This is a genomic window from Limnobacter olei, assembly GCF_029087225.1.
In the GTDB taxonomy this organism is placed as follows: Bacteria; Pseudomonadota; Gammaproteobacteria; order Burkholderiales; family Burkholderiaceae_B; genus Limnobacter; species Limnobacter olei.
In genome coordinates, this window is sequence record NZ_JARFJD010000004.1 from 54,016 (window position 1) to 78,487 (window position 24,472).

At 52.2% G+C, this 24,472-nt stretch carries 19 protein-coding genes; 2 read left to right on the forward strand and 17 right to left on the reverse strand.

Features of this window, described 5'->3' with window-relative positions; all coding sequences use genetic code 11:
* Nucleotide 1 precedes the first annotated feature (1 nt).
* The 13 genes from PY990_RS03785 to PY990_RS03845 all read right to left on the reverse strand — a co-directional run bounded on the left by PY990_RS03785 (nt 2) and on the right by PY990_RS03845 (nt 17,195).
* Nucleotides 2-562, reverse strand: coding sequence for a sugar transferase (locus PY990_RS03785; RefSeq protein ID WP_275270499.1), 561 nt, complete (start codon nt 560-562; stop codon nt 2-4).
* Nucleotides 562-1,515 carry a UDP-glucose 4-epimerase family protein gene (locus tag PY990_RS03790; protein WP_275270469.1) on the reverse strand — a complete coding sequence of 318 codons (954 nt, stop codon included), beginning with the start codon at nt 1,513-1,515 and terminating at the stop codon, nt 562-564. The genes PY990_RS03785 and PY990_RS03790 overlap by 1 nt, the downstream gene beginning before the upstream one ends.
* Complete coding sequence (gene wecB / locus PY990_RS03795; RefSeq protein WP_275270470.1) at nt 1,512-2,636, reverse strand: non-hydrolyzing UDP-N-acetylglucosamine 2-epimerase; 1,125 nt, start codon at nt 2,634-2,636, stop codon at nt 1,512-1,514. Before wecB ends, PY990_RS03790 begins: the two co-directional genes overlap by 4 nt.
* Nucleotides 2,629-3,639, reverse strand: coding sequence for a polysaccharide biosynthesis protein (locus tag PY990_RS03800; RefSeq protein WP_275270471.1), 1,011 nt, complete (start codon nt 3,637-3,639; stop codon nt 2,629-2,631). The genes wecB and PY990_RS03800 overlap by 8 nt, the downstream gene beginning before the upstream one ends.
* 16 nt (nt 3,640-3,655) lie before the next feature.
* Entirely contained in the window at nt 3,656-4,519 is an 864-nt protein-coding gene (locus PY990_RS03805) for a dTDP-4-dehydrorhamnose reductase family protein (protein WP_275270472.1), read from the reverse strand.
* Complete coding sequence (locus tag PY990_RS03810) at nt 4,516-5,700, reverse strand: glycosyltransferase family 4 protein (protein WP_275270473.1); 1,185 nt, start codon at nt 5,698-5,700, stop codon at nt 4,516-4,518. Before PY990_RS03810 ends, PY990_RS03805 begins: the two co-directional genes overlap by 4 nt.
* 41 nt (nt 5,701-5,741) lie before the next feature.
* The gene (locus PY990_RS03815) at nt 5,742-6,770 is read right to left on the reverse strand and encodes a glycosyltransferase (RefSeq protein ID WP_275270474.1); all 1,029 of its coding nucleotides are present in this window, start codon (nt 6,768-6,770) and stop codon (nt 5,742-5,744) included.
* On the reverse strand, nt 6,767-7,963 hold the full coding sequence (locus tag PY990_RS03820) for an O-antigen ligase family protein (protein WP_275270475.1): 1,197 nt from the start codon (nt 7,961-7,963) through the stop codon (nt 6,767-6,769). Before PY990_RS03820 ends, PY990_RS03815 begins: the two co-directional genes overlap by 4 nt.
* A gap of 36 nt (nt 7,964-7,999) precedes the next feature.
* Nucleotides 8,000-9,112, reverse strand: coding sequence for a hypothetical protein (locus PY990_RS03825; protein ID WP_275270476.1), 1,113 nt, complete (start codon nt 9,110-9,112; stop codon nt 8,000-8,002).
* On the reverse strand, nt 9,099-11,510 hold the full coding sequence (locus PY990_RS03830; RefSeq protein ID WP_275270477.1) for a hypothetical protein: 2,412 nt from the start codon (nt 11,508-11,510) through the stop codon (nt 9,099-9,101). The genes PY990_RS03825 and PY990_RS03830 overlap by 14 nt, the downstream gene beginning before the upstream one ends.
* Before the next feature lie 138 nt (nt 11,511-11,648).
* Nucleotides 11,649-12,731, reverse strand: a complete 1,083-nt coding sequence (locus PY990_RS03835; protein ID WP_275270478.1) for an AI-2E family transporter — start codon at nt 12,729-12,731, stop codon at nt 11,649-11,651.
* A gap of 65 nt (nt 12,732-12,796) precedes the next feature.
* Nucleotides 12,797-14,812, reverse strand: coding sequence for a S8 family peptidase (locus PY990_RS03840; RefSeq protein ID WP_275270479.1), 2,016 nt, complete (start codon nt 14,810-14,812; stop codon nt 12,797-12,799).
* 139 nt (nt 14,813-14,951) lie between these two features.
* Entirely contained in the window at nt 14,952-17,195 is a 2,244-nt protein-coding gene (locus PY990_RS03845; protein ID WP_275270480.1) for a PhoX family protein, read from the reverse strand.
* Nucleotides 17,196-17,403: 208 nt separating this feature from the next.
* Between PY990_RS03845 and PY990_RS03850 the strand changes: the two genes are divergently transcribed.
* Together PY990_RS03850 and PY990_RS03855 are read left to right on the forward strand one after the other, a co-directional pair.
* A complete protein-coding gene (locus tag PY990_RS03850; protein WP_275270481.1) occupies nt 17,404-17,904 on the forward strand; it encodes a DUF4864 domain-containing protein in 501 nt (166 codons plus the stop codon).
* A gap of 1 nt (nt 17,905) precedes the next feature.
* The gene (locus PY990_RS03855) at nt 17,906-18,262 is read left to right on the forward strand and encodes a HesB/IscA family protein (protein ID WP_275270482.1); all 357 of its coding nucleotides are present in this window, start codon (nt 17,906-17,908) and stop codon (nt 18,260-18,262) included.
* Between the two features lie 60 nt (nt 18,263-18,322).
* Here PY990_RS03855 and PY990_RS03860 read toward each other — a convergent pair whose 3' ends face one another.
* The 4 genes from PY990_RS03860 to PY990_RS03875 all read right to left on the reverse strand — a co-directional run bounded on the left by PY990_RS03860 (nt 18,323) and on the right by PY990_RS03875 (nt 24,465).
* Nucleotides 18,323-18,622 (reverse strand): hypothetical protein, encoded by a 300-nt coding sequence (locus tag PY990_RS03860; protein WP_275270483.1) that lies wholly within the window; start codon nt 18,620-18,622, stop codon nt 18,323-18,325.
* A gap of 243 nt (nt 18,623-18,865) precedes the next feature.
* Nucleotides 18,866-19,171, reverse strand: a complete 306-nt coding sequence (locus PY990_RS03865) for a hypothetical protein (protein ID WP_275270484.1) — start codon at nt 19,169-19,171, stop codon at nt 18,866-18,868.
* Nucleotides 19,161-24,059, reverse strand: a complete 4,899-nt coding sequence (locus PY990_RS03870; RefSeq protein ID WP_275270485.1) for an RHS repeat-associated core domain-containing protein — start codon at nt 24,057-24,059, stop codon at nt 19,161-19,163. Before PY990_RS03870 ends, PY990_RS03865 begins: the two co-directional genes overlap by 11 nt.
* A gap of 124 nt (nt 24,060-24,183) precedes the next feature.
* Nucleotides 24,184-24,465, reverse strand: coding sequence for a helix-turn-helix domain-containing protein (locus tag PY990_RS03875; protein ID WP_105027501.1), 282 nt, complete (start codon nt 24,463-24,465; stop codon nt 24,184-24,186).
* Nucleotides 24,466-24,472: the final 7 nt, after the last annotated feature.

Below are 24,472 nucleotides of genomic sequence, written 5' to 3' on the forward strand. Positions count from 1 at the left end.
CTTAGTGCGAAACACCGTCGCGTTTAATCACTTTCAGGAATGTAAGCCAAAGTATTTGAATGTCGAACAACAAACTTTGCTTTTGCAAGTATTCATAATCCAACTGTACTTTGCGGGGAATAGGTATGTCATCACGACCATTCACTTGAGCCCAACCCGTCAAACCAGGAGGAATATGGTGTACACCTTTTTCTGTGCGCAATTCAATTAAGTCGTGCTGATTAAACAACGCTGGGCGCGGGCCCACGAAACTCATATCACCTTTTAAAATGCTCCACAATTGCGGTAATTCATCCAGACTGGTTCTACGAATAAAAGAGCCAATGGGTGTTAGATGCGAATGAGGATCACTGAGCAGATGTGTCGCAACCGCTGGCGTGCCCACGCGCATGCTGCGAAACTTCGGCATTTTAAAAATTTGGTTGTGAATGCCAACTCGATCACTCCAGTACAAAACCGGACCTTTGGAAGTTACGCGTACCGCAAATGCAACAACGAGAATTGGCAAAGCAAGAATTGCCAACACAACCACACCCAATAACAAGTCGAACAAACGTTTCATCATCGTAGTTTCAATTGGCCTTGCTGCATGTACCAGTCAGCCGTTTCTTTCATGCCTATCTGCATGCTGTACGGTGGCTCCCAATCCAAATCTTCATGCAGCGCCTGAGGGCTCACCGTAAGGTTACCCAATAGGCGCTGGGCAGCTGCACGCTTACCCAGCAAAGCGGCCAGGGACTCAATTAGCCAAGGCGAGATATTAATAAGGTTGGCTTTTCGCCCCAAGGCCATTGCCATTTCTCGAACCAGCTGTGGAGTAGAAACATCTGAATTGTCAGAAACCAAATAGGTTTTTCCAACCGCGTTCGAATGATTCAGGCAGATAGCAATAGCATCGGCCAAATTACCCACATACACCAAGCTGCGTTGGTTGTTCACGGCCCCAAATGGCAATGGTATTCCCCGAGCCACAACGCCAAGCAGTTTCAGGAAGTTGGCCCCTACACCGGGCCCATACACCAATGGTGGACGCAGTATAACCACCTCCAAACCACTTTGACGGCTCAGTTCGAGTAACTGTTGCTCAGCCTCAAACTTTGAGATTCCATAGGGGTCAATCGGGTTCGGTATGGCGTTGGCAGTGAAATCGCCCGCTTCGCCATTCACTTTAATAGAGCTAATGAATACCAATCGCTTCACACCACATTGCACCGCCTGCATGGCAAGTTGCAAAGTGCCGAGCGTGTTGGCCTGCCTGAATTCAAACAAAGGGTCGGCGGCCTGGTCGTTCATCACATGCACGCGGGCTGCAAGGTGCACAACAGCTGTGCAACCAAGAAGCGCTTCAAGCCAATTGGTGTTTGGGCCCAATGGTGCAACCTGAAATGTATTGGGCTGGCTGGAAGGCGCCCTGCTGGTTTTAACAACCACCGCCCCAAGGTTTTCCAACAGTTGGCATACCCGCTGGCCTACAAAGCCAGTAGCGCCGGTTACCAGGATACGCTGACCATTCACTTGGACCACACAGTGCGATTGATGTAGTCGGTGTAACTAAGCACTACTCGCAGTACCTGACGGGCCACATGGGGGTTCTCGTAGTCTTTTACCACGGGAGCCACACTCGGTTGCACAGCTTTCTGTTCAATCACAACTCGAACAGCATCCAGTACACGGGCTTTTTTCAGCCCTGACATGATGAGAATGCCTTCGTCCATACCCTCGGGCCGCTCATGTGCATTGCGAATGGTAATAGCCTTCAATCCAAGCAATGAGGTTTCTTCAGTGATAGTGCCGCTGTCAGAAATCACGCAGGAGGCGGCCATTTGCAAGCGAATATAATCGGTGAACCCAAATGGCTTCAGGAACTGAATCAGCGGATTCATGCTGCTTAGGTCAAGTTCTGCCAAGCGTTTTTGAGTGCGCGGGTGGGTGGAAACGATTACGGGGTACTTGTATTGCTCAGCCATGGCATTCAAGGTTTCAAGCAAATCAGCCACATTCTCTGGGCTGTCTACGTTTTCCTCGCGGTGTGCGCTCACGATGAAAAACTTGCCCTCTTCCAGCTTCATGGTTTGAAGCACTTTGCTTTGCTGAATTTTCGGCATGTAATAATTCAGCACTTCACGCATGTGCGAGCCGGTCTTGATGATTGTTTCAGGGCGAATACCTTCAGCGATCAAATAACGACGGGCGTGCTCGGTTAATACCATATTGATGTCGCTGAGGTGGTCCAGCACTTTGCGGTTCAATTCTTCGGGTACACGCTGATCAAAACAACGATTGCCCGCCTCCATGTGAAACACGGGCACCTTGCGGCGTTTGGCAGAAATTACAGCCAAACACGAGTTGGTATCGCCGTACAGCATCAGCGCATCGGGCTTGATCTGTTCAAGAACCGCATCCGATTTTTCAATTACGCGAGCAATCGTTTGTGCTGCATTTTCGCCCACAGCTTCAAGAAAAAAATCAGGTTTTCGAATACCCAGATCATCAAAAAAAACCTGATTCAATTCATAGTCGTAGTTTTGGCCAGTGTGCACGAGGGTGTGTTCTGTGTGCGTGTCCAGCTCCGCAATTACGCGGCTCATCTTGATGAGTTCAGGCCGGGTACCAACTAGGGTCATGACCTTAAGCATTCAAAAACTCCTGCACATAGTCGAGCTTTTTGAGTACATCCTTTACGCCCTGCACATCCAGGCGATGTGTGTTATGAGACGTGTAGTCATCGAATTCGGAAATACGCTGCTCGCCTTCTACAAAATACTTTTTGTAGTTCAGGTCGCGATTATCTGCTGGGATGCGGAAATATCTGCCCATGTCTTCAGCTTTGGCCATTTCTTCGCGCGACACCAAGGACTCATAAAGTTTTTCACCATGCCGGGTACCGATGACTTTAACCGGGTTGTTTTTGTTGAGAAGTTCTTTCAATGCTTGGGCAAGATCCGCCACAGTAGAGGCTGGTGCTTTTTGAATAAAAATATCGCCTTGCTGACCATGTTCAAACGCATGCAAAACCAGATCAACCGACTCTTCAAGTGACATCAAAAAACGGGTCATGCTGGGGTCGGTAACCGTGATTTCCTGACCATCCAGCAACTGCTGGATGAACAAGGGAATGACCGAGCCGCGACTGGCCATGACGTTGCCATATCGGGTGGCACACACCACAGTACCGCCCTCGGGAATAGTGCGGGACTTCGCAACCATCAGCTTTTCCGCCATTGCCTTTGAAATTCCCATGGCGTTGATGGGATACACCGCTTTGTCGGTACTTAAAACCACCACGCGACTAACACCCTTGGCAATGGCTGCGTTCAGCATGTTCTCGGTCCCCAACACGTTGGTGCGCACGGCCTCCATAGGGTAAAACTCGCAGGAAGGCACCTGCTTCAAGGCGGCAGCATGGAACACGTAATCAACGCCAGTCATGGCTTGCGCAAGACTGTCATAATCGCGAACATCACCGATGTAGAACTTGACCTTGTCGCAGCCCAAGGCAATGCGCATGTCTTCCTGCTTTTTTTCATCACGACTGAAGATGCGGATTTCTTTCACTTCAGTTTCGATAAAACGCTTCAGCACGGTGTGGCCAAACGACCCTGTACCACCGGTGATCATGAGTACTTTTCCGTCGAACATGGGGACTCGTCAGTATTTATTGAATTCGGGATTGGCGCATTTTGTGAATCAAATCAGGCCATCTAGGGGCAGTATACCCGCTTGCCTGCTGGAAGCGCGCAGCGCAAAGTGATCGATCGATGACCAAGTCGCTGTCGGGATTGATTGTGGTTTGTACGCCATACTCTTTGGCCACCAGTTGCAGCAGGCTCAGCTTGGAAATGGGTTCAGCGGCCACATGATACAGACCATGCAACTGAGGCTTTGGCAGAACATATTCAATGATGATTCTGGCCAGTTCGCAAGTGGGTACACCGGAGAATATTGCTTTGGAAAAACCTTTCACGCTGCCTTGCTGCGCCAGAAACCACTCAAGCAGAGCGAAGCTGGTGCCCAATTCATGCCCAATAATGGAGGTTCGCAGGGTAATTGCGCTTGGGCTGTCAGTAAGCTCGCCGATGTACTTTGACCGACCATAAAGATCCTCGGCATCAGAAGGATCACTTTCAAGGTAATTGCCCTTCTTGCCATTGAACACGCAATCGGTACTGATATGTACCAGGCGGGCACCAACCAAGCTACACAGGCGCAATAGACGATGCGGTAGCATGGCATTAATTGGCAAAACGCTTAGCGGGTCGTTGGCTTGCTCAAGTTGCTTGATCAGCCCCACGCAGTTGATGACCACATCGGGCTTAACCTTTGCAAAAGTATTCACCAACGTGTCCTGATCCAGGACATCCACCCCGGTGAGAATGCCCGCCGAGGGCAAGGCAGCAAGCTTTGGGTGACAGCTAACGCTGCGTTGACTGCCCCACACCTGAAATTGTTTGCTTTCACACAGCGCTTTGAACACTGCACTACCCAACATGCCTGTAATACCCAACACCAGAATTTTCATTTTTTACCCTTTCCCATGGCACTGAGCCTTTCAGCCAAGTGACGGGCTTGGCTTTCAGTTTCAAAATACTCAAGGAAATACGACTTCCCCTGGCGACCCAATGTATCGCGTTCGTCACTCGGCATCTGCTTAATCTTCAAAATATTTGCTGCCAACGCCGCACTGTCTCCGGCGGGCGACGCTAGACCAGCTTTGGCCTCAAGCACGACCTGTGCACCCTCGCCATTCAAACTGGCTAATACTGGCTTCCCCGCAGCCAAATAAGCCTGAACTTTACTAGGGATCGTTAGTTCAAAAATAGGATCATCCTCTAAGGAGACGAGTAACGCACCCGCCCTATTGAAAATGGAAGGCATGGTTTGCATTGGAAACCGGCCAGGTAACTCAAGGTTGTCAAGGCCCCGTTCCCGTTTTTGTTGGGCGAGCCATTCGCTTTTACTGCCACTTCCAACAAGTACGATTGAGATATCGGGGTGATCTTTCAACAATTCAGCTGCATCAATAACACAATCCAGTGCTTGAACCTGCCCAAGGTTTCCGGCAAAAACTACGCAGAATCTGTTTTCTAGGGTGGCTAGCAATGCCGCAGGCCCATCAACAAGCGCTTCTGTGCTCTGTTCTGGAAAAGAGTTGGGTTGATAACAAATCTTGCTGAGGTTTGCATATTCATTCAATGGTGCAATAAATGCCTTGGACTGGGCCAGCAGCAGGTCGCAACCCTTGTAAATCCAGTAAACCATATAGCCTACGGCGGTCAGTGCTTTCTTATTGCGTACGAAACCTGTGGCCTGCAAACTTTCCGGCCATAAGTCTTGAACCCACAAAGCCAGTGGCGCACGTTTAATCCACTTCAATAGAATTGCTGGAATAGTTTGCGTGATGGGTGAAGGTGCGTACACCAAGATTGCATCGAACTTCAAACCACGCAAAGCCCAAGGCAAACAGAACATGCCCGCAAACACAAAAACCAGGTAGTTCAAGATAAGATTTTTGGCACCACCATGTTTACGCGGCCATGTGGGAACTCGTACTATGAGCGTATGTTCGTCAAACAGTTCTCGCTGAACCCCATTGGCCCTGTAGCCTGGGAAAATATTACCGTCGGGATAATTGGGTTTACCTGTAGCAACCACTACTTGATGGCCCTGTTTAACCAAGGCCTTGACCACATCGTTGATCATGAAACTTTCAGGCCAAAAATACTGGGTGACTATCAGTATTCTCATTGCTTGTTCTGCTGCAAGACGTGGGCCAGAAATGCCTTGGCATCAACAGTTTCAGTTTTGGGCAAATGTATATTGAGATGACGCAAAACAGCCCTGGCAATCGAAGTAGGGGAATCTGGATCGAAAGTCTGGGCAGGATCAACTACATCACGGACGTAGTCTAGTTCTGATGCGAGAATTGGTAGGCCTATCTGACTAGCTTCCAACAGAGGCAGACCGAAAGATTCCAGCTTTGAGGGGAATATCAAGGCAGTTGAGTTGCGATAAAGGTTCTGCACATCACCATACTTCAAAGTACCGAAATTGCTAATCCTTAAACCGTGCAATATCGATTTCTGCTCAATTAACTGGGCGACATGCGCTGCGCTATCTGCATTCACGGTTAGGGCAAGACTTGGTCGAATGCCCTGTTCTGCCAAAAGCACCCAAGCATCGAGAAGCGCTGCATGATTCTTGTGGGGTTCGGCCGAAGACACGTATACGAAATCAAATTCTTTATTTTGAAAACTCTCGGCAGTGATTATGCTTGGCTCGCCGTTAGCCGCAAGAAAAGGTAAAACTGTGGCTTTAAAACCGAGGCTAGACTGTAATTCGCGCTGCATAGTTGACGATTGAACAATGATTTGATAATTCGACCGCATACGGGTGCGGAACCACCAACGTTCCAACCTTAAACGCAACTTGGTACCGAGTGCGAATCGGGAAAAGTCGTGAGGGCCGAACATGTACCGGTTTTGAAGAAAAACCATCACCTTGGCGCGTGATTTAAACAAAGGCGGCAAATTACCGAAGCACAACACAACATCATCGGCTTTCGCGTTCTTTGACAGAAAAATTTCAGCGCAAAGTCGATCAAACAGCGTTGGCTTGATCGAATGAATGGCAGGATTCAAAACAGCATCACTTTTATTCATACGTTCGTCCAACACGCAACAAGCAGTTTTATCCACCTGCCCCAGAAGAGCGCTCAGCAGGGTTCGACCGCCTCCTTGATGCACATTGGGTGCATGAATAAACAAGGTCATTTTGCACTACCCAGATACGCTGAATATAAAATCAAAAAACCCACACTTTCAGCAAAATCAAAGTGGAATGAGTTCAGCATGTTTCCAACCAAATAGAACATCATCAAGGGTAGAACGTATGTACTCGACCAAGTATTTTGACTACTTCGGTAAACCGCCACACCGAAGAACCAAATGTATAAAACAAGCGCCAGCAAACCACCCTGCAACACCAACATTAGAAACTGGTTGTGGGGGTTGTAAAAAGGCGGCCAACCTGCCGCCGAGGTAAATGGTTGAACAGCAGCCTGAATTCCACCCAACCCGTAACCGAATAAAGGAGCGTTGATGAAAGCAGACCAACTGGCGGTCAAGTACATAACGCGTTCTCCAATACTGGTTTCCTGCTGGGGTTTATCCTGTAGCACTTGTTGAACTTCCAACCAAGTGGTGGAAAAACGGTCGTGTACATTTTCGACTAAAAAATACGCTGAAACCAATAAAGCGACAAACGCGACACCAGCAATCACGAAACCTTTCAACCCAAGTTTTTGATAACCAAAATACAAAGGGATGACCATGAAAACGAGCCAGCCTGTACGCCCATCGATCATGCCAAAAAGATTAACCAAAGCGAGTAAGGTTAGCAAAGCGAAGATCAATTTGGAAAGCAGTTTTTCCGAGCGAAAGATAGACAAGATCCACAGATAAATTGCGACAACCAAAAAGAAGTTATGTGTGATGTGCGATTTGAATACGGTTGGATTACTTGGAATGGCATACATGTCGGTTGCCTTGGCGCCGAAATGCGACGGATCAACCCCGAACCAAACAGCGTACGACAAAGCCAGTACTACCCCCATTCCAGCCAAGAATCCTTTACCAACTAGATACCTGTTTTCTGGATTGATCAGGATACTGGCTAGAAACGGAATTAGAAACAGTCGACCGTACTTGCTAATGAACTCTGAATAGTTGGATTCATCATTGCCGGGATGAAAAAACGTGAGTGCTAGATACCCGAGAAGCAGCCAAAGGGGAACTAACTCTACTCGAGTGAACAAACGACCAATAGTTTGACGACATTCAGAATTAATTAACGAAAATAGAATTGCAATAGCCAACAGCAAATTTACCGGCGCCGGCTTAATCGGCAAAAAAAACGCCGCCCCCGCCAAAAACCAGGCTGGGTTGATTCGCTGAAACCAATTCAAGCAATTACCCCTGAAGATAGAAAGAATTGCTCGATTTTACAGCTTGGCCAGCCAAAAAAACTGCAAATACTCCACTCGGCGGCTTTCATCACTCAAGGTGTCAAACCCAAACTTGACTCCGCCATGTTTGAAGTAAGCCGCAAAATCGAATGCCTCGAAGTGCGTTTCATAGCCCACGGTGATACCTTCCAGCCAAGGGAAAGGTTGCTGCCAACCCGCACTAAGGCGCGGCAAAACCAAACCATTGATGTGTTTGACATCTACGCCCAGTTGGTGAACCTGACGAATACCAGTTGCATGCTGGATACCCAAATGAGTTTTTACCGGCAGGCTAAAGGTGTAGTTCTCGCGGCTATTGCGGCCCTGAATGGCTGAGTTGTAGTTGAGGAAACCGTCAGAATCGAATTGGTTGACATTGCTGTTGATGGTTTGAACAGTAGTGGGTGCACTGTCAATTTCGTTGCTGTTAAACAGATTCTGAACGTTGGCAAACATCAGGGTATTGGGCTTTGCCTGCCATTGCACAGCCAAGTCCAAGGCGTACCCCAGGCCACTTGGGCCAGGACCGGCGGGAAACTGAAAATCGGCTTCCGTGTCGCGCTCTACAGTATTGACATTGATGTCGTAGCTGCCATCTGCGCGAGCAGCAGCGAAGCCCTTGGCCTGTATTTCACGGTAACGGTCGATGTTGTACACCCGAAATGCAGGGGATATTTCAACACTCGGCAACGTCAAGGTTTTGGCGAAACTTAAACCAGTGTGTTCAATTCCATAGCCATCAAAATCAACCGCGTAAACGCGATTGGTGTTGGGTGGTACACGTGCATTAATGTCGGCGTAAAGCTGACCGGTTTCTCGGCCTGCATTGATAAAAATTTCCTGCCGCTTGTAGGCTTGCAAGGTAAAGCCATTTCGACTGGCTTGCAGGTATGCAGCATTCTCGGCCAAGCCGTATACCTGGCTTTGCCTGGGGCTGTACCCGGTGAATTGATCGTCAAACTGATCAATTGATGTTGCGTTGTTGGCCTGATAGGTTTGACCACCGAATTCGAGCACGTACTGCCCTGAATCGCTTGCGCTTGCCATGCCTGAAATAAAAAAGGCCGCCGCCACAGCGGCGACCTTGAGACCAAATTTAGAATTGTTCAAACGTACCATCCACGTAATTGACCCGGGCATCGGCCACATTGTAGCGTGCCGCCAGTCGACCATCTCGCAACACATCTACGGTTTGCGCAGAGTCAGGATTGAAGGGCCCAACTGTAACCATGCTGGTGGGTGAGTTGATGGTAATGGATTCCACACCCTGTTCATTTCGCGACGCATTCAGGATTACGGTAGTGCCGTTTTGCTGATAGGTAAATGCCAGTGAACCTGCGTCAACACCATCGAAAGTGTCGTTCAACACCGCGTTGTTGACCTGAAGCTCTACAACAAGCTCGGGGCGATTGGGCAAACGGAGCGTACCGTCGAACAGAACTGAGGCGGTGGCGGGCATTGTTTCTGTGGCTGGGGTGCCACTGAGGGTTACGGCACCTTCAAACAAGGTATTTGTAGCACTACCCTCTTTCAAATCAACCGCACCCGTAAATTCAATAACACCTTCATCACTGTCGGCGGAAAAGCTGCCGCGCAGTGCCCCCAATTGAGTCTCAATTCGGCCCTGTGCTGCAATTGAACCCGTCGACTCTTGGGTTTCGGGATCTTCGGTGCCACTTACAGTGAAGCTGCTTAACGCAGTGGTAATTGTTTGATCACCAGAGGTGGTAGTGAATGAGCCACTGCCGACCAATGTCACACTGTTCTCATCAGGGAATGTGGCAGTAAAGTCGATATCAACGTTTGTTGTGTCTGCAAGTTCAACCGCAGTGGGGTTTGCAGGGTTGCTGAAATCAAATTCAATGGGGGGCGCAACCATGCCACTGAAAGACCCTGTCATACTTGTGGTGTTACCCAGGCTGTCAAAAGTTTTGTTGCCACTCGCCGTGGCAACGCCAGCGCCTGCAACACCGCCGATCACGCGACTGTTTCCTTCAAGGCTCAAGCAACGATCAACTGAATTGTCTTGGCTGAAATCTACATCACAAAAGCGGGAATCGCTTTCCACATTGAAGGTATTTACCTGACCAGAAATTGGTGTCATCAAGACGTAGTTTCGCAACTCAAGGAAACCGTTCCCCTGTGGTCGACTTGCGCCGTCACCAAATACGGTACAACCCACGAATCTCGCATTGTTTGCACCTGAGGAATTTGCGAGTACAACACCTGTGACCGGTTGATCGGGCTCGCGTGTAACAGAAGACAGAACCAGACAGGCGGCAGAACCAGCAGAGAAAAATACTGGCCGTGACTCTTGTAAATTGTCGTTTGCGACAAACTGATGAGTCGCCCAAAGCTCAATTCCCAAAGCGGTGGCCTCGGTAATGTCAAACGGACCTGGCTCAAGCCCTGTGGCCTGGTTGGTCAAGCTGTCAGCAAAGTTTGCAAGTTGCGTTTCCAGCGGGCCGTTCAGTTCATCGTTATCCAGCGCGGCCGCATTGGACCGAAGATTGTTGAACAGGGTTTTGACAGCCGCCACGTCGGTTTCATTGAAACCCTGTTCAGGTGTAGCAACTGCCGTTGTCTGTGGCTGCTCGGGATTCATTTCCGCCGTGCGGATTTCGTCAGTGGCAGGGTCGGTCGCGGGGTCGACCATTTCGCCGGTCTGGTTAATTTCCATATCGCCAGAGACTGCTGTAATGGCCGCGGTAAAGCCTTGAATTTGTGAACCGTCGATCGACACGGTTGCTTGGTTATTGGCAATGCTTGAACCAGCGTAGGCCATGGCCAGATTATTGGCTGCACAAATTTGTTTCGCTGCAGGTGTTGTGCCTTCAGAGCAATCTTCGTCCGCAATGCCTTGGCTGAGTTGAGCCAAAGCAGCCAGCAAGATAGCCTGTTTTTTTGCTTCTGGACTTGCATCCGCACTGGCAGGATCGCGAGGGTTTACTGGCTGGGTTGCCACAGGGTTAAAACCCAGGGTGGTTGTGATGGCGACTTGGGCCTGTTGAACAAGCAAAGGGGTGGCATTGCCGCTGCCCCGGGAACGCTCCACTAGCTCGGCAACAATGGTGGTAAAGGGTGTAGCGTTGATGCTGACCGGTTGCCCCGCGTTGACATTGCCCACCGACTTGATCAAAGCGCCAGACAATCCAGTTGCTGGATCTGAGCTACCGGTGGCTTCGTTCAGAATGGTGGTCATGCCATCAGCCGAGATTTCAACAAACACCGGGCCTGCATAATTTGCATTGCTCAAGGTGGCCGTGTAGCTGCCATTTGCACTGGTGCGAACTGGACTTGACGTGGTGCCAAGAGGGTTACCAGCACCGTCAAACAAGGTAACAATGCCGTTTTGAATAATACCCTTGGCTGCGGCACCACTGACTGTTCCACCACCACTACCACCCGAGGAGGCGCTGCTGTCGCCACCCCCCCCTCCGCACGATGCCAGACCAATACAGACAGAAACTGCGATCGCCAGTTTTGTTAGTTTGTTGAATTGACTCATCTCTCGACCTTTTAATTATTTGTTTAACGAAATAATAATTACGCGGTCAATATTGAATGCGAGCCTCAATTCACACAATCGTCACTTTTGCGATAGGCGATTTTTCTACGCGTTTTGGAGGATACTCAAATGCGGGGGTTATACCCACCCCCACCGTTGCCAGTGCATTTTCAAAAATGCATAAGTAACCGGCGCGGTAATTAGCCCAGGCAGGCCGAAAGCCACTTCGCCCAGAATGATGGCGATGAGCATTTCAGGCACGCTGGCGCGCACGTTGCGACCAATGATGTAGCCATTCACAAAGTATTCAAGCTTGTGAATGATGAACAGGTAAAGCACAGACCCCATGGCTACAAACACGCCGTAGCGAATGGTAAGCACCAGAATAAGGCTGTTGGCCATGATGTTGCCGGCCGCCGGTATCAGGCTGGCCACGGCGGTGAACATCAGTAGCAGTTCACGGAAAGGGAGCACCACATCGAACGCGGGCAAAATGCCGTAGATAAACACGGCCGTGCAGAAGGTGTTCCAGATGCTGACATACACCTGCGCGCCCATGAGCAAGGTGAAACAACGCACATATTTTTCAAGGGTTTGTAGCCAGGCGTCGGCCAAAGGTTTGGCTGGACCACCCGCCACTGGGGCTGGCACCATGAGTGCTGCGGAAACACCCAGAATAAGGGCGAACACAAATTGCAAGAAGATGAAGAAGCTGGCGCCACCGAAGCTGCGAATGTAGCCCACGAAGTCGCTGTCGTCTTTGCTGATCATGCGGAATAACTCGCTGGGTTTACCGGGTATGTGTTCTTTAATGGCTTGCGGCAGGCTGGCGGTGACTGAATTCAGGTTGCGCAGGGCCTCCTCAACCAGCTGTGGGCCTTGCTGGGTCATGGTGGCCAGCACAAAGCGTACCCCACTGTTCAAGCCGATTCCCAACAACACCACGGCCGCAGCCACCACTGCGGTGGTTAAAAAGGTAGGCAACCAGCCAAACAGGCCGCGCATGAAGCGACCCTTGAATTTGTTGATGTGGGGTTGAAGCAGGCGCACAAAGCCGCGGCGGGTAAAGCGGGTAAGGGCAAAAATGGCGAGGCCGGCAATAAGGCCAACCCCGATTTTCAGGCTCAACATGCTGACCCAAATGGCCAAAATGCCGACTACGGACGCATATTCCCAACGAAGGGCGTTGTTTTCTTGATGCTGCGGTACTGGGCTGGGCATTTGGATTCTTGGCTGATTGTCGGTTGAGGTATGACCAAGTGAATTCCGATTCTATCCCAACTTTTTCAGGCAACCCCAAGCCTTTGTCGCCAAACCCCAAACAGCATCAACATACCCAACAATCCAGCCAACCCCAACACTCCTCCACCACCGCCACCACCGGAACTGGTGGCCACAGGAGTTGGAGCCGAAGTACCCGTGCCCGACCCGCCTGCACCACTTCCACCCCCACCAGCATTACTGGGCGTGAAGGTGCGCTCGTTCACGGCTGAATTGGCCAAACGAACTACACTGGTGTTGCTGCGGTTGGTGGACGTGTCGGTTACCGTGAGTGCAAATTCAGCAATATTGCCCGCCATGCCCGACTGTACCTGCAAGGCGCTGGTGCCGGTACCTGCCAACACCACCGGGTTGCCAAATACCTGTTGCCAACTGAAGGTAAGGTTGGCACCGCCCCCGGCGCTGTTCGTAGACAACGCCGCATCCAGAACAAAGGGGCCGTTGCTGGCCACCACCGCCGACTGCTGTACATTGGCCACTGGCAATGGGTTGCTTAAGGCCCGTGCGGCCTGAACTGCGGCAAGTACGTTCAACAAACCAGCACCGCAACTGCTAGGGGTGCAATCAAGCCGGCCACCCACCAAATTCGTTGAATTGCTGGCATTGGCTGGATAGGGCCGCGCATTGTCACGCAACAAAGCATCTACTTGACTGGGCGTTAAGCTGGGGCGCACGGCTTTGAGCAGTGAAATGGCACCCGCCACCATGGGAGCCGAGAAGCTGGTGCCTGCGAACAAAAAGGCCGTGCTGCCATTGGCGTTGGGGGTAGACCCCCCGGTGTTGCTGGCGCCGACGTACAAGCCGTTTGAGTTGCCCGGGGCATGAAGGGTGAGGAAGTTGCTGCTACCACCTTTGGCAGAGTAGTTTGCCAGTTGACCGTCTTGCTCCGCAGCCCCGGCGGCAATAGTACCGGCACAGTTGGCTGGATACTGAATGGCTCCTCCGGAATTGTTGCCAGCCGATATTACCACCGACACATTGCGCGCCCGTGCATCGGCAATGGCCAGTGCCACCATGTCGTTTGCAGCGCAACCGCCACCAAACAGGGGCGTGTCAGTCGCAAAACTCAGGTTGATCACGTTGGCCGGGTTGGGATTCACACCAATCGTGGGGTCCACACGCCCCGAGCCAGTGGCCCAATAAAAGGCATCCACAATGTCGGAACTGGTGGCAATGCCGCACCGGCCAGAAACGCGCACGGGTAGCACCTTGGCATTCCAGTCCATACCTGCAAGAAATTGACCATTGTTGGACTGTGCTGCCGCCACCGAGGCCACCGTGGTGCCATGCCAGGAACTGGTGGTTGAGCCGTCGGGGCAATTAAATCCGGGGGGCGGCGCATCGCCAGGGTCGGATGGATCGGGGTCACGACCGTCGCCATCGTTGGAGCCCGAGTCAACAACTATGCCACTTTCTCGCGTACCGGTGGGTGGGGTCACGTTACTGACAAAGTCGTAGCCGGGTAACAAGCGCCCTTTCAATTCAGTATTTTCAAATAACACGCCAGAATCGAGCACTGCGATCACCACGTTGCTGCTGCCACGGGTTTGCTCCCACACGTCCTGCATGCGCAGCGAGGCATAGGCACCCGCGTGCATGTAGCTGGCTTGATTAACCGCATAGGCGCCATCGTTCGGGGCGGGTACTGCGGTACGTTGCAACTGAATATCGGGGCTGGCAAAGCGCACACCCGGCAAAGCCTGAAGTGCCGCGCGAATCGCCTGGGGTGTTTGCAAACTGCCCAACACAGGCAGGCTTTGCATTTCAACCAGGTAGCTGTTGGGCTGCAACAGCGGGCGAACCATGTTGACCGGAACCCCCAGGGTGTTTTGCAACGCTTGCAACATACCAGCGGGTGCGTTGCCCTGAGATTGATCGCCCATGTTGATCACCCAACGCATGGGAGTGGGGGTGGCTGTGGTGGTGGCTGGGGTTGTTACCGGGTTGGCATGTACGCCTGTTAAAAAAACCAATCCAGCTACACTCAACAACGATGTGTAAACCATTAAATACGACTTCACATCTGTCCCCTGATTTTTAAAAGCCGTGTCGGCTAATTATTTCTACTCTTGAACCGTTCTAACGGATTCACCCCACAGTGCGTGCACACTGCGGGGTGAATGGGTACTACATTCAGGCTGCCGCCTGCTAACTGGCTGATTATTGACCGATCAAGCCGCCATCAATACGTGTTAAGACAATGGTTGCTGAACGTGGACGGTTGCCCGGGTTTGGCATAACACCAGCAGCTGGGTTGCCGAAGGCGCCACCAGTCAGCGGGTAAGGCCAAGAGCTTGAAGGCGCAGCGTTAGAGCCGTCTTCACCTGGGTGCTGAATGTTGATAAACAGGGCTTTGCCATCTGGGCTTTCGGTCAAACCGGTAATTTCCGATTCGATAGGGCCCACCAACAAGCGGCGCAAGGTGCCTACAGCGCCCACACGAGTGGAAACGCTGGCTGCACCAGCTGCAGAGTTGTCAACTGTAACTGTTTCGCCGTCACCTACCTCACCCGGTACAGCGGCTACCAGCATGCAGTTGGTGGTGTCTGTGAATGCGCCATCGTCAGTTTGAATGTACAACACACCTGTTTTTTCAGAGAACCACAAGCCATCCGGGCTGGACAGCACGTTCTCGGTCGTAAGGCCGGAGAGGTTCACGTTCGGGTTGTTGATGTCATCGTCTTCGGCACCGAACAGGTAAATGTCCCATGAGAACCCAACTGCGGCGGGATCGCTGCCGTCTTCGCGCCAGCGAATGACGTGGCCGTTCACGTTGCCCTGAGAACCAGCATCGCCAATGCCATCGTTGTTGGTGTCATTGTCGAAATAAACACGTGGGTTGGCTGGGTCTGCAACACGACGGCTGGTGTTGTTGGTCAGGGTCATGTAAACCTCGCCGTTGCGTGGATTCACGCCACCCCACTCTGGGCGATCCATTGGCGTACCACCTGCAATGTCAGCCAACAATCGTGTGTTCCAGAACTTTTCGTTGGAATCGGTCACTGTGTAGGTAATCGCAGCGGTACTCAGAGAGCCTGAACCGCGCACAGCAGTGATTGTTGTGCCGTCAGCCACACTGGCCAGGTCAATCCAGTCGCCAGTGAAGTCAGCATCAAACTTGGCAACGTACAACTTGCCGGAATCGAGGTATTTGTCGCCAGCTTGCAGGCCGCCCATCATGTCCGCGGGGTCCCAGTTCTGAGTCGATACAAACTTATAAATGTATTCGTAGCGAGAATCGCAGCCCATGTAGAACACTACTGGCTTGCCAGCTTCTACCGGGCCTACCCATGCACCTTCGTGTGCAAATCGGCCCATGGCAGTGCGCTTCTTGGGTGTGCTGTTGGGGCGGAACGGGTCAATTTCCACGTTCCAGCCGTAGGTGTTCGCAGCGTTGCGATAATCATCGGCCGCAGTTGCACCGACAATGCCCACGTTCCAGCGGCTGAATGGCTCGCCCACCTGGCCAACTTCGCTGGCGGTGTTCCAGCCCTCGCGGCCATTGCCCACAGTGGCGCGTACGCCATAACGGCGCATGGAAGCCTGCTCGTTCGATGTTCGGGTACCTGGGTTGCTGTTGCCAAAGTAACCTGCCCAGTTTTCTTCACAGGCCAGGTAGGTGCCCCATGGGGTGTAACCACTTGCACAGTTGTTGATGGTGCCGCGTGTACGTGTGCCATTTGGCGAGTACTTGGTGACCATGAATGGGTTGCCGCGCAGCGGGCCGCTGATTTCCATGTCGGTCAATGTGTGAATGCGGCGGTTGAACAGGCTGTTCTGAACCACGCTGTACTGGCCATTGCTGCCACGGCGTACTTCCACTACAGACACACCGTGAATGTACATTTCCTTCAGTGCCTGGTTCGCATCGCGAACGCCACCCACACTGGTTGGGCCGTTGACATGCAGGTATTCAGGGGTGATCGCTTCATGATTGATCACGAGCAGTCCACGTGTGCTTTCTTCAGGGTCCCAGGCGTTGTTGGAACCCAAGCCGAAGAAGTACATGCCGTCGTGGTGATCACCGGAACGGAACTGGAATTCGGATGGATTGTTTGCGGCGTCAGTGCCATCATTCATGTAATCAGAAACACCCGCAGCGATGGGATCACCCAGTTTGTAAAGAACCTGGAACCGATAACCCTCCGCAACTTGCACCGAGTCAGTCAGACTCAATGGCGTGGAACTGAAACCCACAGCATTCAGTTGGGTACTGCCAGATACGCTGGCCACTGCACCATCACCACCACCACAGCCTGCCAAGCCCAGAAAGCCCAAGGCAGCAACGCCCACAGAGCCTTTCAGAATGTTTCGACGTGAAGGGTTTTCCAGGTGCTGGTTAATGATTTGCTGGAATGTGGGGCTGGAAATAATATCCAGTTCTTTTTTGGTTAGTGATGACATCTCGACCTCCGTTTAAGACTTCCGGATTGTCTGGTCACCGTATTACAGGAGTGTGAGTATTTTTTTAAAGAAATGTTTCAGCCTCAACAGGCACTGAACAAAGCTGGATGGGGGTTTCAGGGTAATCCCGAATCACAACTTGTTTACCTGAATACTTCGTGGCAAACTTAAATGCCAAGCGATTGATTCCATTGGAGGTAGTTAGCAAATGCCGAATCAAACCAACGAAGTGCCCAGGCGTAAACAAGCCTTGGACAAAGAAAGCAGTTTCAGGCAAAAAATTTGGAAGCTTTGGTTGCTTTTCTTTGCCGCAGGCCTGGCCGCAGCATTCACCACCAGCCTGACCCACGCCGGCGAAACCGAAGACAAACAGCAAACCAGGGCCGTGATTGAAGCCCAACTCGAAGCCTTTAAACAAGGCGATGGCCCAAAAGCCTTTTCCTACGCCACCCCCAATATTCAAACCATGTTTGGCGATGCCGACACCTTTATGCAAATGGTGCGCGACGGCTATGATGTGGTGTACCGCCCCGCCTCGGTTCGCTTTGTGAAGTTTGAGACCGATGGAATGAATGCACTACACGCGGTGCAGATGATTGACCGCCATAAAACGCTTTGGAACGTATACTACGTATTGCAGAAGCGCCCGGACGGCACTTGGAGAATTTCCAGCTGTGAGACCGAGAAAGCAGAAACCAACCTGATTTGACATGACCACTGAAGCAGCAACACCCACTTGCAACATAGCCCTGACCGACGCAGCCCAAGAGCGAATTCTGGACCTGCGTGACAATATGCACAAACCGGCCATGATTCGCCTGTATGTGCAGGGTGGCGGCTGCTCAGGCTTTGAATACAAAATCGACCTCGCCAAGGAAACGGACGAGGACGACATTCTGGTGCAAATCAACCCCTACATTCACATTTATGTAGACCCCATTAGCGCACCCTACCTGGAAGGCACTACCATCGACTACGAGGCCCACACCTTGGCTTCGCGTTTTGTGTTCAACAATCCGCAGGCAAAGAGCACCTGCGGTTGTGGGTCGAGCTTTTCGGTGGAATAAGCGATAATTTGTTTCTGGTTGTCACTGCAATGCATTCGCTTCGCGGTGTATTGCGGAAACTCAACGGCATTTGATTTCTTCTTTGAACTCGTCGTATTTGGCCTCTCGCTTCACCTTGCATTCGCCATCACGATATTCCTCTTTCCAGGGTGCATCGGCTACAGGCGAAAAACCATCTTCACACTTCACTTCTTTTTTGTATTCATAGGGCTTGGATTCAATTTTGACCAAGCACGGGCCATCCCAATACTCTTGCTTGCTGCGTTGCCAATAGCCATAGTCGCCGCCACCCCAAGCCAAGGCAGGTGCGGTGAATGCAAATGCGGTCACGGTTGCGGTTAAGGCGATGAACGGCTTCATGGGTACTACCTCGAGGTATTTGCGGTTGAGGTAATAACGGGTGGAGCGAAGGGGGAGTTGACGAGTGCTGATTGCGAACAACACAATCGGATATCCAATCCGTTCTAGACGGTTTGAAGCTGAAAGGTTCGACAAATAGATGCGGGCCGCGCTCGATAACTTCTTCGGCGTGGAGACCTTGGCCTTACGGCGTTTACTTTAATGACCGTAGCTGTAGTTAATACTATGACGGTACAGGTCGTATTACCTCTCTATGCGAAGTGACGTGTCATGCAATTCGACAAAGTTTCCACGCCAACTTACACCAAGAATTTCAATTGAATGAAGTTCAATGTAAGCCCCTGAAATATCAAGCTTGCTAGGCTTCGATATTTCGATTCTTAAACCATCGGAGAAGTTAAATATTCCCATACCGTCTTTCAATATGGCATTCAAATATTCATATTGATTATCGCCAGGCCGTCCAAGCACCGGATTTTCCAAATAAAACACCACACACACAACGTCTGCCAACCACTGCTTTAGAAGCAAAAAATCTTTATGGAACATTTGGCTTAATTAACCTCGCGTCAACTTTTGGAACATAAATTTGAATTCCCCCGCCCATCAGTTGAGGGCGCATACCCACGGTACCGGTTTGTGGCGCGGCTGGACCCTCATAGTAAACAGTACCTTCCGGCAAAGTCATTTTGGATTGATTCTCAAAAGTATTGCCCCATTCTGGTAAGACTGCACTATCTAGCTGAGATTGAAGTGGGCCTGCAGAGGGCTCTGGAGTCCAAAAACGACCATCAGCCGACGCTTTACCGCCATGATCTCGATATACAGTCACATTCCCGTCAGATACCTTTTCGGTGTAAGTGCCACTTCTAAAAGTTGAGGCCTTCGACCTAGGATCATTTGGATCTCCAAGCGGCCCCTCTTCATGTGGACCGTATTTACCACTAACTCCCCCACCATCCTTACAACTCAACCCCCACGGATCCACCCACGTCATCGGGTTCGGTGCGTACTGGTAGGCGTTCATTCCACCCAGCAAACCAATGGGGTCTTGCGTGGTGAACTGCCCGCAGTTGGGGTCGTAGTACCGGTGCCTGTTGTAGTGTAGCCCTGTTTCTGAATCGAAATATTGCCCCTGGAAACGCAACGGGTTTTCCACTTCGTTCACGTGGGCCAGGGCCAGCGCACCGTAGGTTTTGAAGGTGCTGGACCACACCACTTCGGCGCGGTCGTTGGTGATTTCTCGCGGGGTGCCGATGTGGTCGGTGTGGTAGTGGTACACCTGCCCGTGTTGCACCAAGGCCAGCGGTTTGAAGCTGAAGGGCTCGAACAGGTAAGTGCGGCTGGTGCTGCTCACGCCCTCCTTGATTTCACCCAACAGCACATCACCATTCCAGTAAAAGGTGGTGGTGCCCTGCTCAGTGCTTTTTGAAATTCGCCTGCCCAGTGCGTCGTAGGCGTAGCGGGTAATAACCCCCGCCACGTTCACTTCAACAAGCTGGTTTTGGGCGTTGTAGCGGTAGCGCGTTACCTGCCCTTGGCGTGGGCCGCGCTCAACAATTTCTTCTACGCGGTTGCCGCGATCGTCGTAATTAAAGCGCCTGTTGCCTTGGCGCTTTAACCTGTTACCCGGGGTTTGTTGTGGCCTGCGGGCATTGGGGCTAGCAGGCTCTGGCAGGGCACGGCTTGCTTGTGCATCGGTGGCCTCTTGCCCCTCCAGCGCCTCAAGCAAATTGCTTGCGGGGTCGAATAAAAATGCTTCCGGTGTGGGGCCTTCCACCACGCGCAAGCGGTCGAGCAGATCGTAGTGGTACAGGCTGGTGCCGTGGCCTTGGTCGTCAATGCGCACCAGTTGGTTGCGCTGGTTGTAGCAATAGCGCCGGCGGGAAACGGTGGGGGAAAGTTCATCCCTTCGTTCGGTTTTAAAACCGTTTGCTCTGCGATTGACCTGCCCCACCAGCCTGCCCTGTGGGTCGTACAGGCTTTGGGTGTGAACCTGGTTGCCCAGCTTGCGCACCACTTCACGGCCCAAGGTGTCGCGCTCGAACTGCGCCAGCAGTTCACCGTTGAAGTTGATTTCGCTGAGCAAACCCAATGCGTTGTACTGGTAGGCCAAAGCACCCGAAGGTAGCCCACCACCCATTGCGCCCCAGCTGGTTTGCTTGAGCCAGCCGACCGGGTTGTATTGATGTTCTATGCGGTGTTGGTCTTGAAGCTCCGCCAGTACGCGGCCTTCGGCATCTACCTCCCATTGCAGGGTGCGGTGGGCATTGCTGGCTTGAACCAATTGGCCTTGCGGATTGTAGGCAAAGGTGGCTTCTTCACCATCGCTGTGCCGGGCTTTCAGCAATCTGCCCAAGGCGTCGCGCGTGTAGCGTGTGTAGGCCAGTGGTTGATCATTCGAAACGCCCCATTCCTGCTTTTCAAGCAAGTGGCCAGCCGCGTTGTACTGGTAGGTTTGAACGCGGCCATCGAAGCCGCTTTCTTTGGTTAAACGTTCGGCCAGGTCGTATTCAAATTGGCAGCTTTGGCCATTTTCGTTCTGCAGTTCAACAAGGTTGCGTTCGCAGTCGTAGCGGTATCGCAGGGTAAAACCTTGTGCATCAATGCGTGCGGTGGGCTGGCTTAATTTGTCGGCATATTCATAAACCGTGCTGCGGCCGGTGGGGTCGGTAATACGTTCCAGCTGGCCCAGTGGGCTGTAGCTGTATTCGGTGCAGAAGCCCTCGTGGTTGGTGGCGCGGGTGCATCGACCTAGTAAGTCGTAGGCGTAATAGGCACTTCGCCCCAGCGGGTTGCTTATGCTTGCCAGCCGCCCCCAGACGTCGAATTGGTAAGTATTGCTTTGCCCCAGTGCGTTGGTTTGCGCTTGCAGCTGGCCTTGCGCGTTGTACAACATGCGCGTGCTTTGGCCCAAGGGGTTTGTTACTTCACACAGCAAACCCAAGTGGTTGTAGCGGTAACGTGTGGTGGCACCTGTGGCATCGGTGTGGCTGGCCAGCAAGCCTTCAGGCTTGTAAGTGTTGGTGCGCACATGGCCTGCGGCATCGGTGTGCTTTAGCACTTGCCCCTGTGCGTTGACTTCAAACCTGTGCAGCTGCCCAAGCTTGTTGGTGTAAACCACCAAATGGCCTTGGCTGTTGTACTGAAACTGCTCGCGGTGGCCCAGGGCATCCACGCGCTCCAACACCTGCCCACTGCTGTTGTAACGGGTGCGGGTAACGCCGCCTTCAGGGCCCTTTTCAAGCACGGGTAAGCCTTGGGCATTGAACTGGTATTCAGTGCGCGCACCGCGGCTATCCATGGCAACGTTGGTGGCCGTGCCGTGAATATCCCATTCAAACCGGTAGTGGTAGGTGGGTTGACCGCCCACGGGGTCGCCCCACTGGCGCACGCAGCGGGAGTGTTCGCCCGCCTGCTCCCATTCAAAGTAAATGTTGTAACCGCTTTTTAGCGTGCGCTGAACCAGTACATTGCGTTCGTTGTAGGCGTACTGTTCTTCAAAGCCTGCAGCATCGCTTACAGCCACAAGCTGGCCCTGTGCGTTGTAGCGGTATTGCACCAGTACCAGTTGATTCAAACCCAATTGGTTTTGTTCAAGGGCGGTGTCGGTTTCGTCTGCTGAATAACCTTGGGCCAGTTGGGCAATTTGTGCAAGCAAGCCTTGTTCGTTGTAACCCAGTACCCAACTGCTTTGGCTGCTGTACAGGTGGGTGGGCACGCCGTGCGTGTAGTCGATAGCAAGTGCATTGCCAAAGGCGTCTTCAATGCGAACCAGCGAGAAGCGCTGTATTTTATTTTGCGTGGGTTCGCTGCCCGGCGCCATTTCAAGTGGTTCAAAGTGCCAGGCCAAACCCAGGCCGTTGCTGGCTTGCAGGCGGTAGGCTGTTTCTGCGGTGCGCGTCAGGGTTAAAAATTCACTGGTGTTGGTGCAGCTTTGGCCTACCTTCAAGTGCTTGAAGTAAACCGTGCGGCCTTCCTCGTCGATGTAGTTCAGGCTGCTTTCCTGAGTACCCGCCTGGGCTAGCAGGTGCTGGCTTAAGGGGTGCGCCCAACCGGCCCCAAGCCCTGCATTGAATCCTTGTTCTGCAAGGCTGCTGCGGTAAGTACGTTGCCAGTTCAGGCCCACCAGGCCGGTCATTGAGCAATCGAGCAATTGCAGCAGTTCTTCACCGTTGATCATGCTGATGGGTTCACCGGCTGTTTTGGTCTCGGCCACTTTGGGTGTGTTTGCACCTTGTGTGTTGCTCGCTGCCGGTTTGCCGGGCTCAGCAGGCTTTGCCGCTGCGGTGGTGGTGCTGCTGTTTTTTGAAGATCGGTTGCCAGAGGACGCACCATCGACTGAACGCAGTTTGGAGGCCTGTGCCTTTTCAAGCGCCTTGGCGTAATTGGCCAGGTGTCTAATTGCAGCCTGGGTAAATGGGCCCACTTTGCTGGCACCGTTTACAACCCTGGCACCCACTCGCGCTGCGCCCACGGCAAGGCTTCCGCCGAATGTGGCCAGTGCCAGCAGCACTTCAATGCCTATGGCCACCACCACCGTGGCTGCATTACGCAAGCGCCGCAGGTGGGGTACGCTTTCAGAATATCCGTCCAGAAATTCAAACAGGCCTGTGCGCAACAGGCGATCGGAGCCAATGAGGTTGAACAGGCGCATGCCTTCCTTCAAGGCCGCGATCATTTCTTGCGCGGTGTTGTAGGCCGCCATGCCCGCACCCACCAGCATTTGCTGAATTTGCGCAAAGTTGGAATTGATCAGCGTCTCGAACCCAGCGCAGGTGGCCTTTACTGCATTCACAGTGAACTCAACACTGATCTTGATCAGGCTCCACAAACCTTCGATAAAGCCCATGGCTGCAGCGCCAGCGCCCTGCCCAACGGCTTTGCCTTCTTCCCACAGTTCATGAATGCGGTGTTTCACCTTGAACTCAAGGTTTTGTGCATCGTGTTCGCGCCAGCGGGCCAGCAAAATAGTGGCCATTTCAACCAGTGCTTTTCCGCGTTCGTATTCCGTGCTGCCAGCTTGGTGTGCAAGCAGTTTGGTTTCACTGGCCCAGTAAATGCTGTTGGGGTTGAGCAGGTCTTTTTGCGGGTTGGCTGTCAGCGGTATTTTTATCACCAGCAAATCGCCAGTGAATGCGGCTGTGCGTTGCCTTTCGCTGCGGCCCACGAAAAAACCATCGGCATACATATCGCCCTGCACCAGGCCAAAGTGGGTAAGCACTTTGCAATCGACGGTGTCGCCGGTGCGCGTGCGCGGAAACCCATGCAGCATCAGTTCATCGAGTTCGGTGTCGTTGATCGACTCTCTGTGCAGCGCCAACCAGGGCGACAGTTCGGTGCGTTTGTCGAAAAACGCCCAATAGTTGCCGCGAAAACGCAGCCCCAAACCAGACTTTACCGATTGACCAAAAACGGGAAGTTGAACGAAATCCATAGAAGCGGTGCTGGCGAATAACCGTGCGAAGTTACTTGCCAGCCTGGATTTCGGCGAATTGAATCAGTTTGGGTGATGTTTACCGGGTGATGGGGTGAGCACCCGGCTTTGAGCTTGCCCCTAGTTAAACGATTTTTGCGTTTCTAAAAAGCTGGTCAACTGTGAGACGAGCCAGGCTGCTTTCATCGCGAGGGTCGGTGGATGAATACATGCTGACTTGCAATGCGTCAAGCACAGCGAACAGGCGGTTCACGCTGATCGACCCCGGGTTCTTCTCCAAAGAAGACACCGTGCGCTGATCTATACCAAGCCTCTCGCCCAATTGTTTTTGGGTAAGGCCCAATTCTCGCCTGCGCGTGCGGATCAGCACGGTGACATCACTCAGATTTACTTTTTTCAGTGCCATAGTGTTT

Excerpts from the sequence above, each read along its gene's own strand:
- PY990_RS03785 (WP_275270499.1), bottom strand. The coding sequence starts at position 562 with ATGAAACGTTTGTTCGACTTGTTATTGGGTGTGGTTGTGTTGGCAATT.
- wecB (WP_275270470.1), bottom strand. The coding sequence starts at position 2,636 with ATGCTTAAGGTCATGACCCTAGTTGGTACCCGGCCTGAACTCATCAAG.
- PY990_RS03800 (WP_275270471.1), bottom strand. The coding sequence starts at position 3,639 with ATGTTCGACGGAAAAGTACTCATGATCACCGGTGGTACAGGGTCGTTT.
- PY990_RS03805 (WP_275270472.1), bottom strand. The coding sequence starts at position 4,519 with ATGAAAATTCTGGTGTTGGGTATTACAGGCATGTTGGGTAGTGCAGTG.
- PY990_RS03810 (WP_275270473.1), bottom strand. The coding sequence starts at position 5,700 with ATGATCAACGATGTGGTCAAGGCCTTGGTTAAACAGGGCCATCAAGTA.
- PY990_RS03815 (WP_275270474.1), bottom strand. The coding sequence starts at position 6,770 with ATGACCTTGTTTATTCATGCACCCAATGTGCATCAAGGAGGCGGTCGA.
- PY990_RS03830 (WP_275270477.1), bottom strand. The coding sequence starts at position 11,510 with ATGAGTCAATTCAACAAACTAACAAAACTGGCGATCGCAGTTTCTGTC.
- PY990_RS03835 (WP_275270478.1), bottom strand. The coding sequence starts at position 12,731 with ATGCCCAGCCCAGTACCGCAGCATCAAGAAAACAACGCCCTTCGTTGG.
- PY990_RS03845 (WP_275270480.1), bottom strand. The coding sequence starts at position 17,195 with ATGTCATCACTAACCAAAAAAGAACTGGATATTATTTCCAGCCCCACA.
- PY990_RS03850 (WP_275270481.1), top strand. The coding sequence starts at position 17,404 with ATGCCGAATCAAACCAACGAAGTGCCCAGGCGTAAACAAGCCTTGGAC.
- PY990_RS03855 (WP_275270482.1), top strand. The coding sequence starts at position 17,906 with ATGACCACTGAAGCAGCAACACCCACTTGCAACATAGCCCTGACCGAC.
- PY990_RS03860 (WP_275270483.1), bottom strand. The coding sequence starts at position 18,622 with ATGAAGCCGTTCATCGCCTTAACCGCAACCGTGACCGCATTTGCATTC.
- PY990_RS03865 (WP_275270484.1), bottom strand. The coding sequence starts at position 19,171 with ATGTTCCATAAAGATTTTTTGCTTCTAAAGCAGTGGTTGGCAGACGTT.
- PY990_RS03870 (WP_275270485.1), bottom strand. The coding sequence starts at position 24,059 with ATGGATTTCGTTCAACTTCCCGTTTTTGGTCAATCGGTAAAGTCTGGT.
- PY990_RS03875 (WP_105027501.1), bottom strand. The coding sequence starts at position 24,465 with ATGGCACTGAAAAAAGTAAATCTGAGTGATGTCACCGTGCTGATCCGC.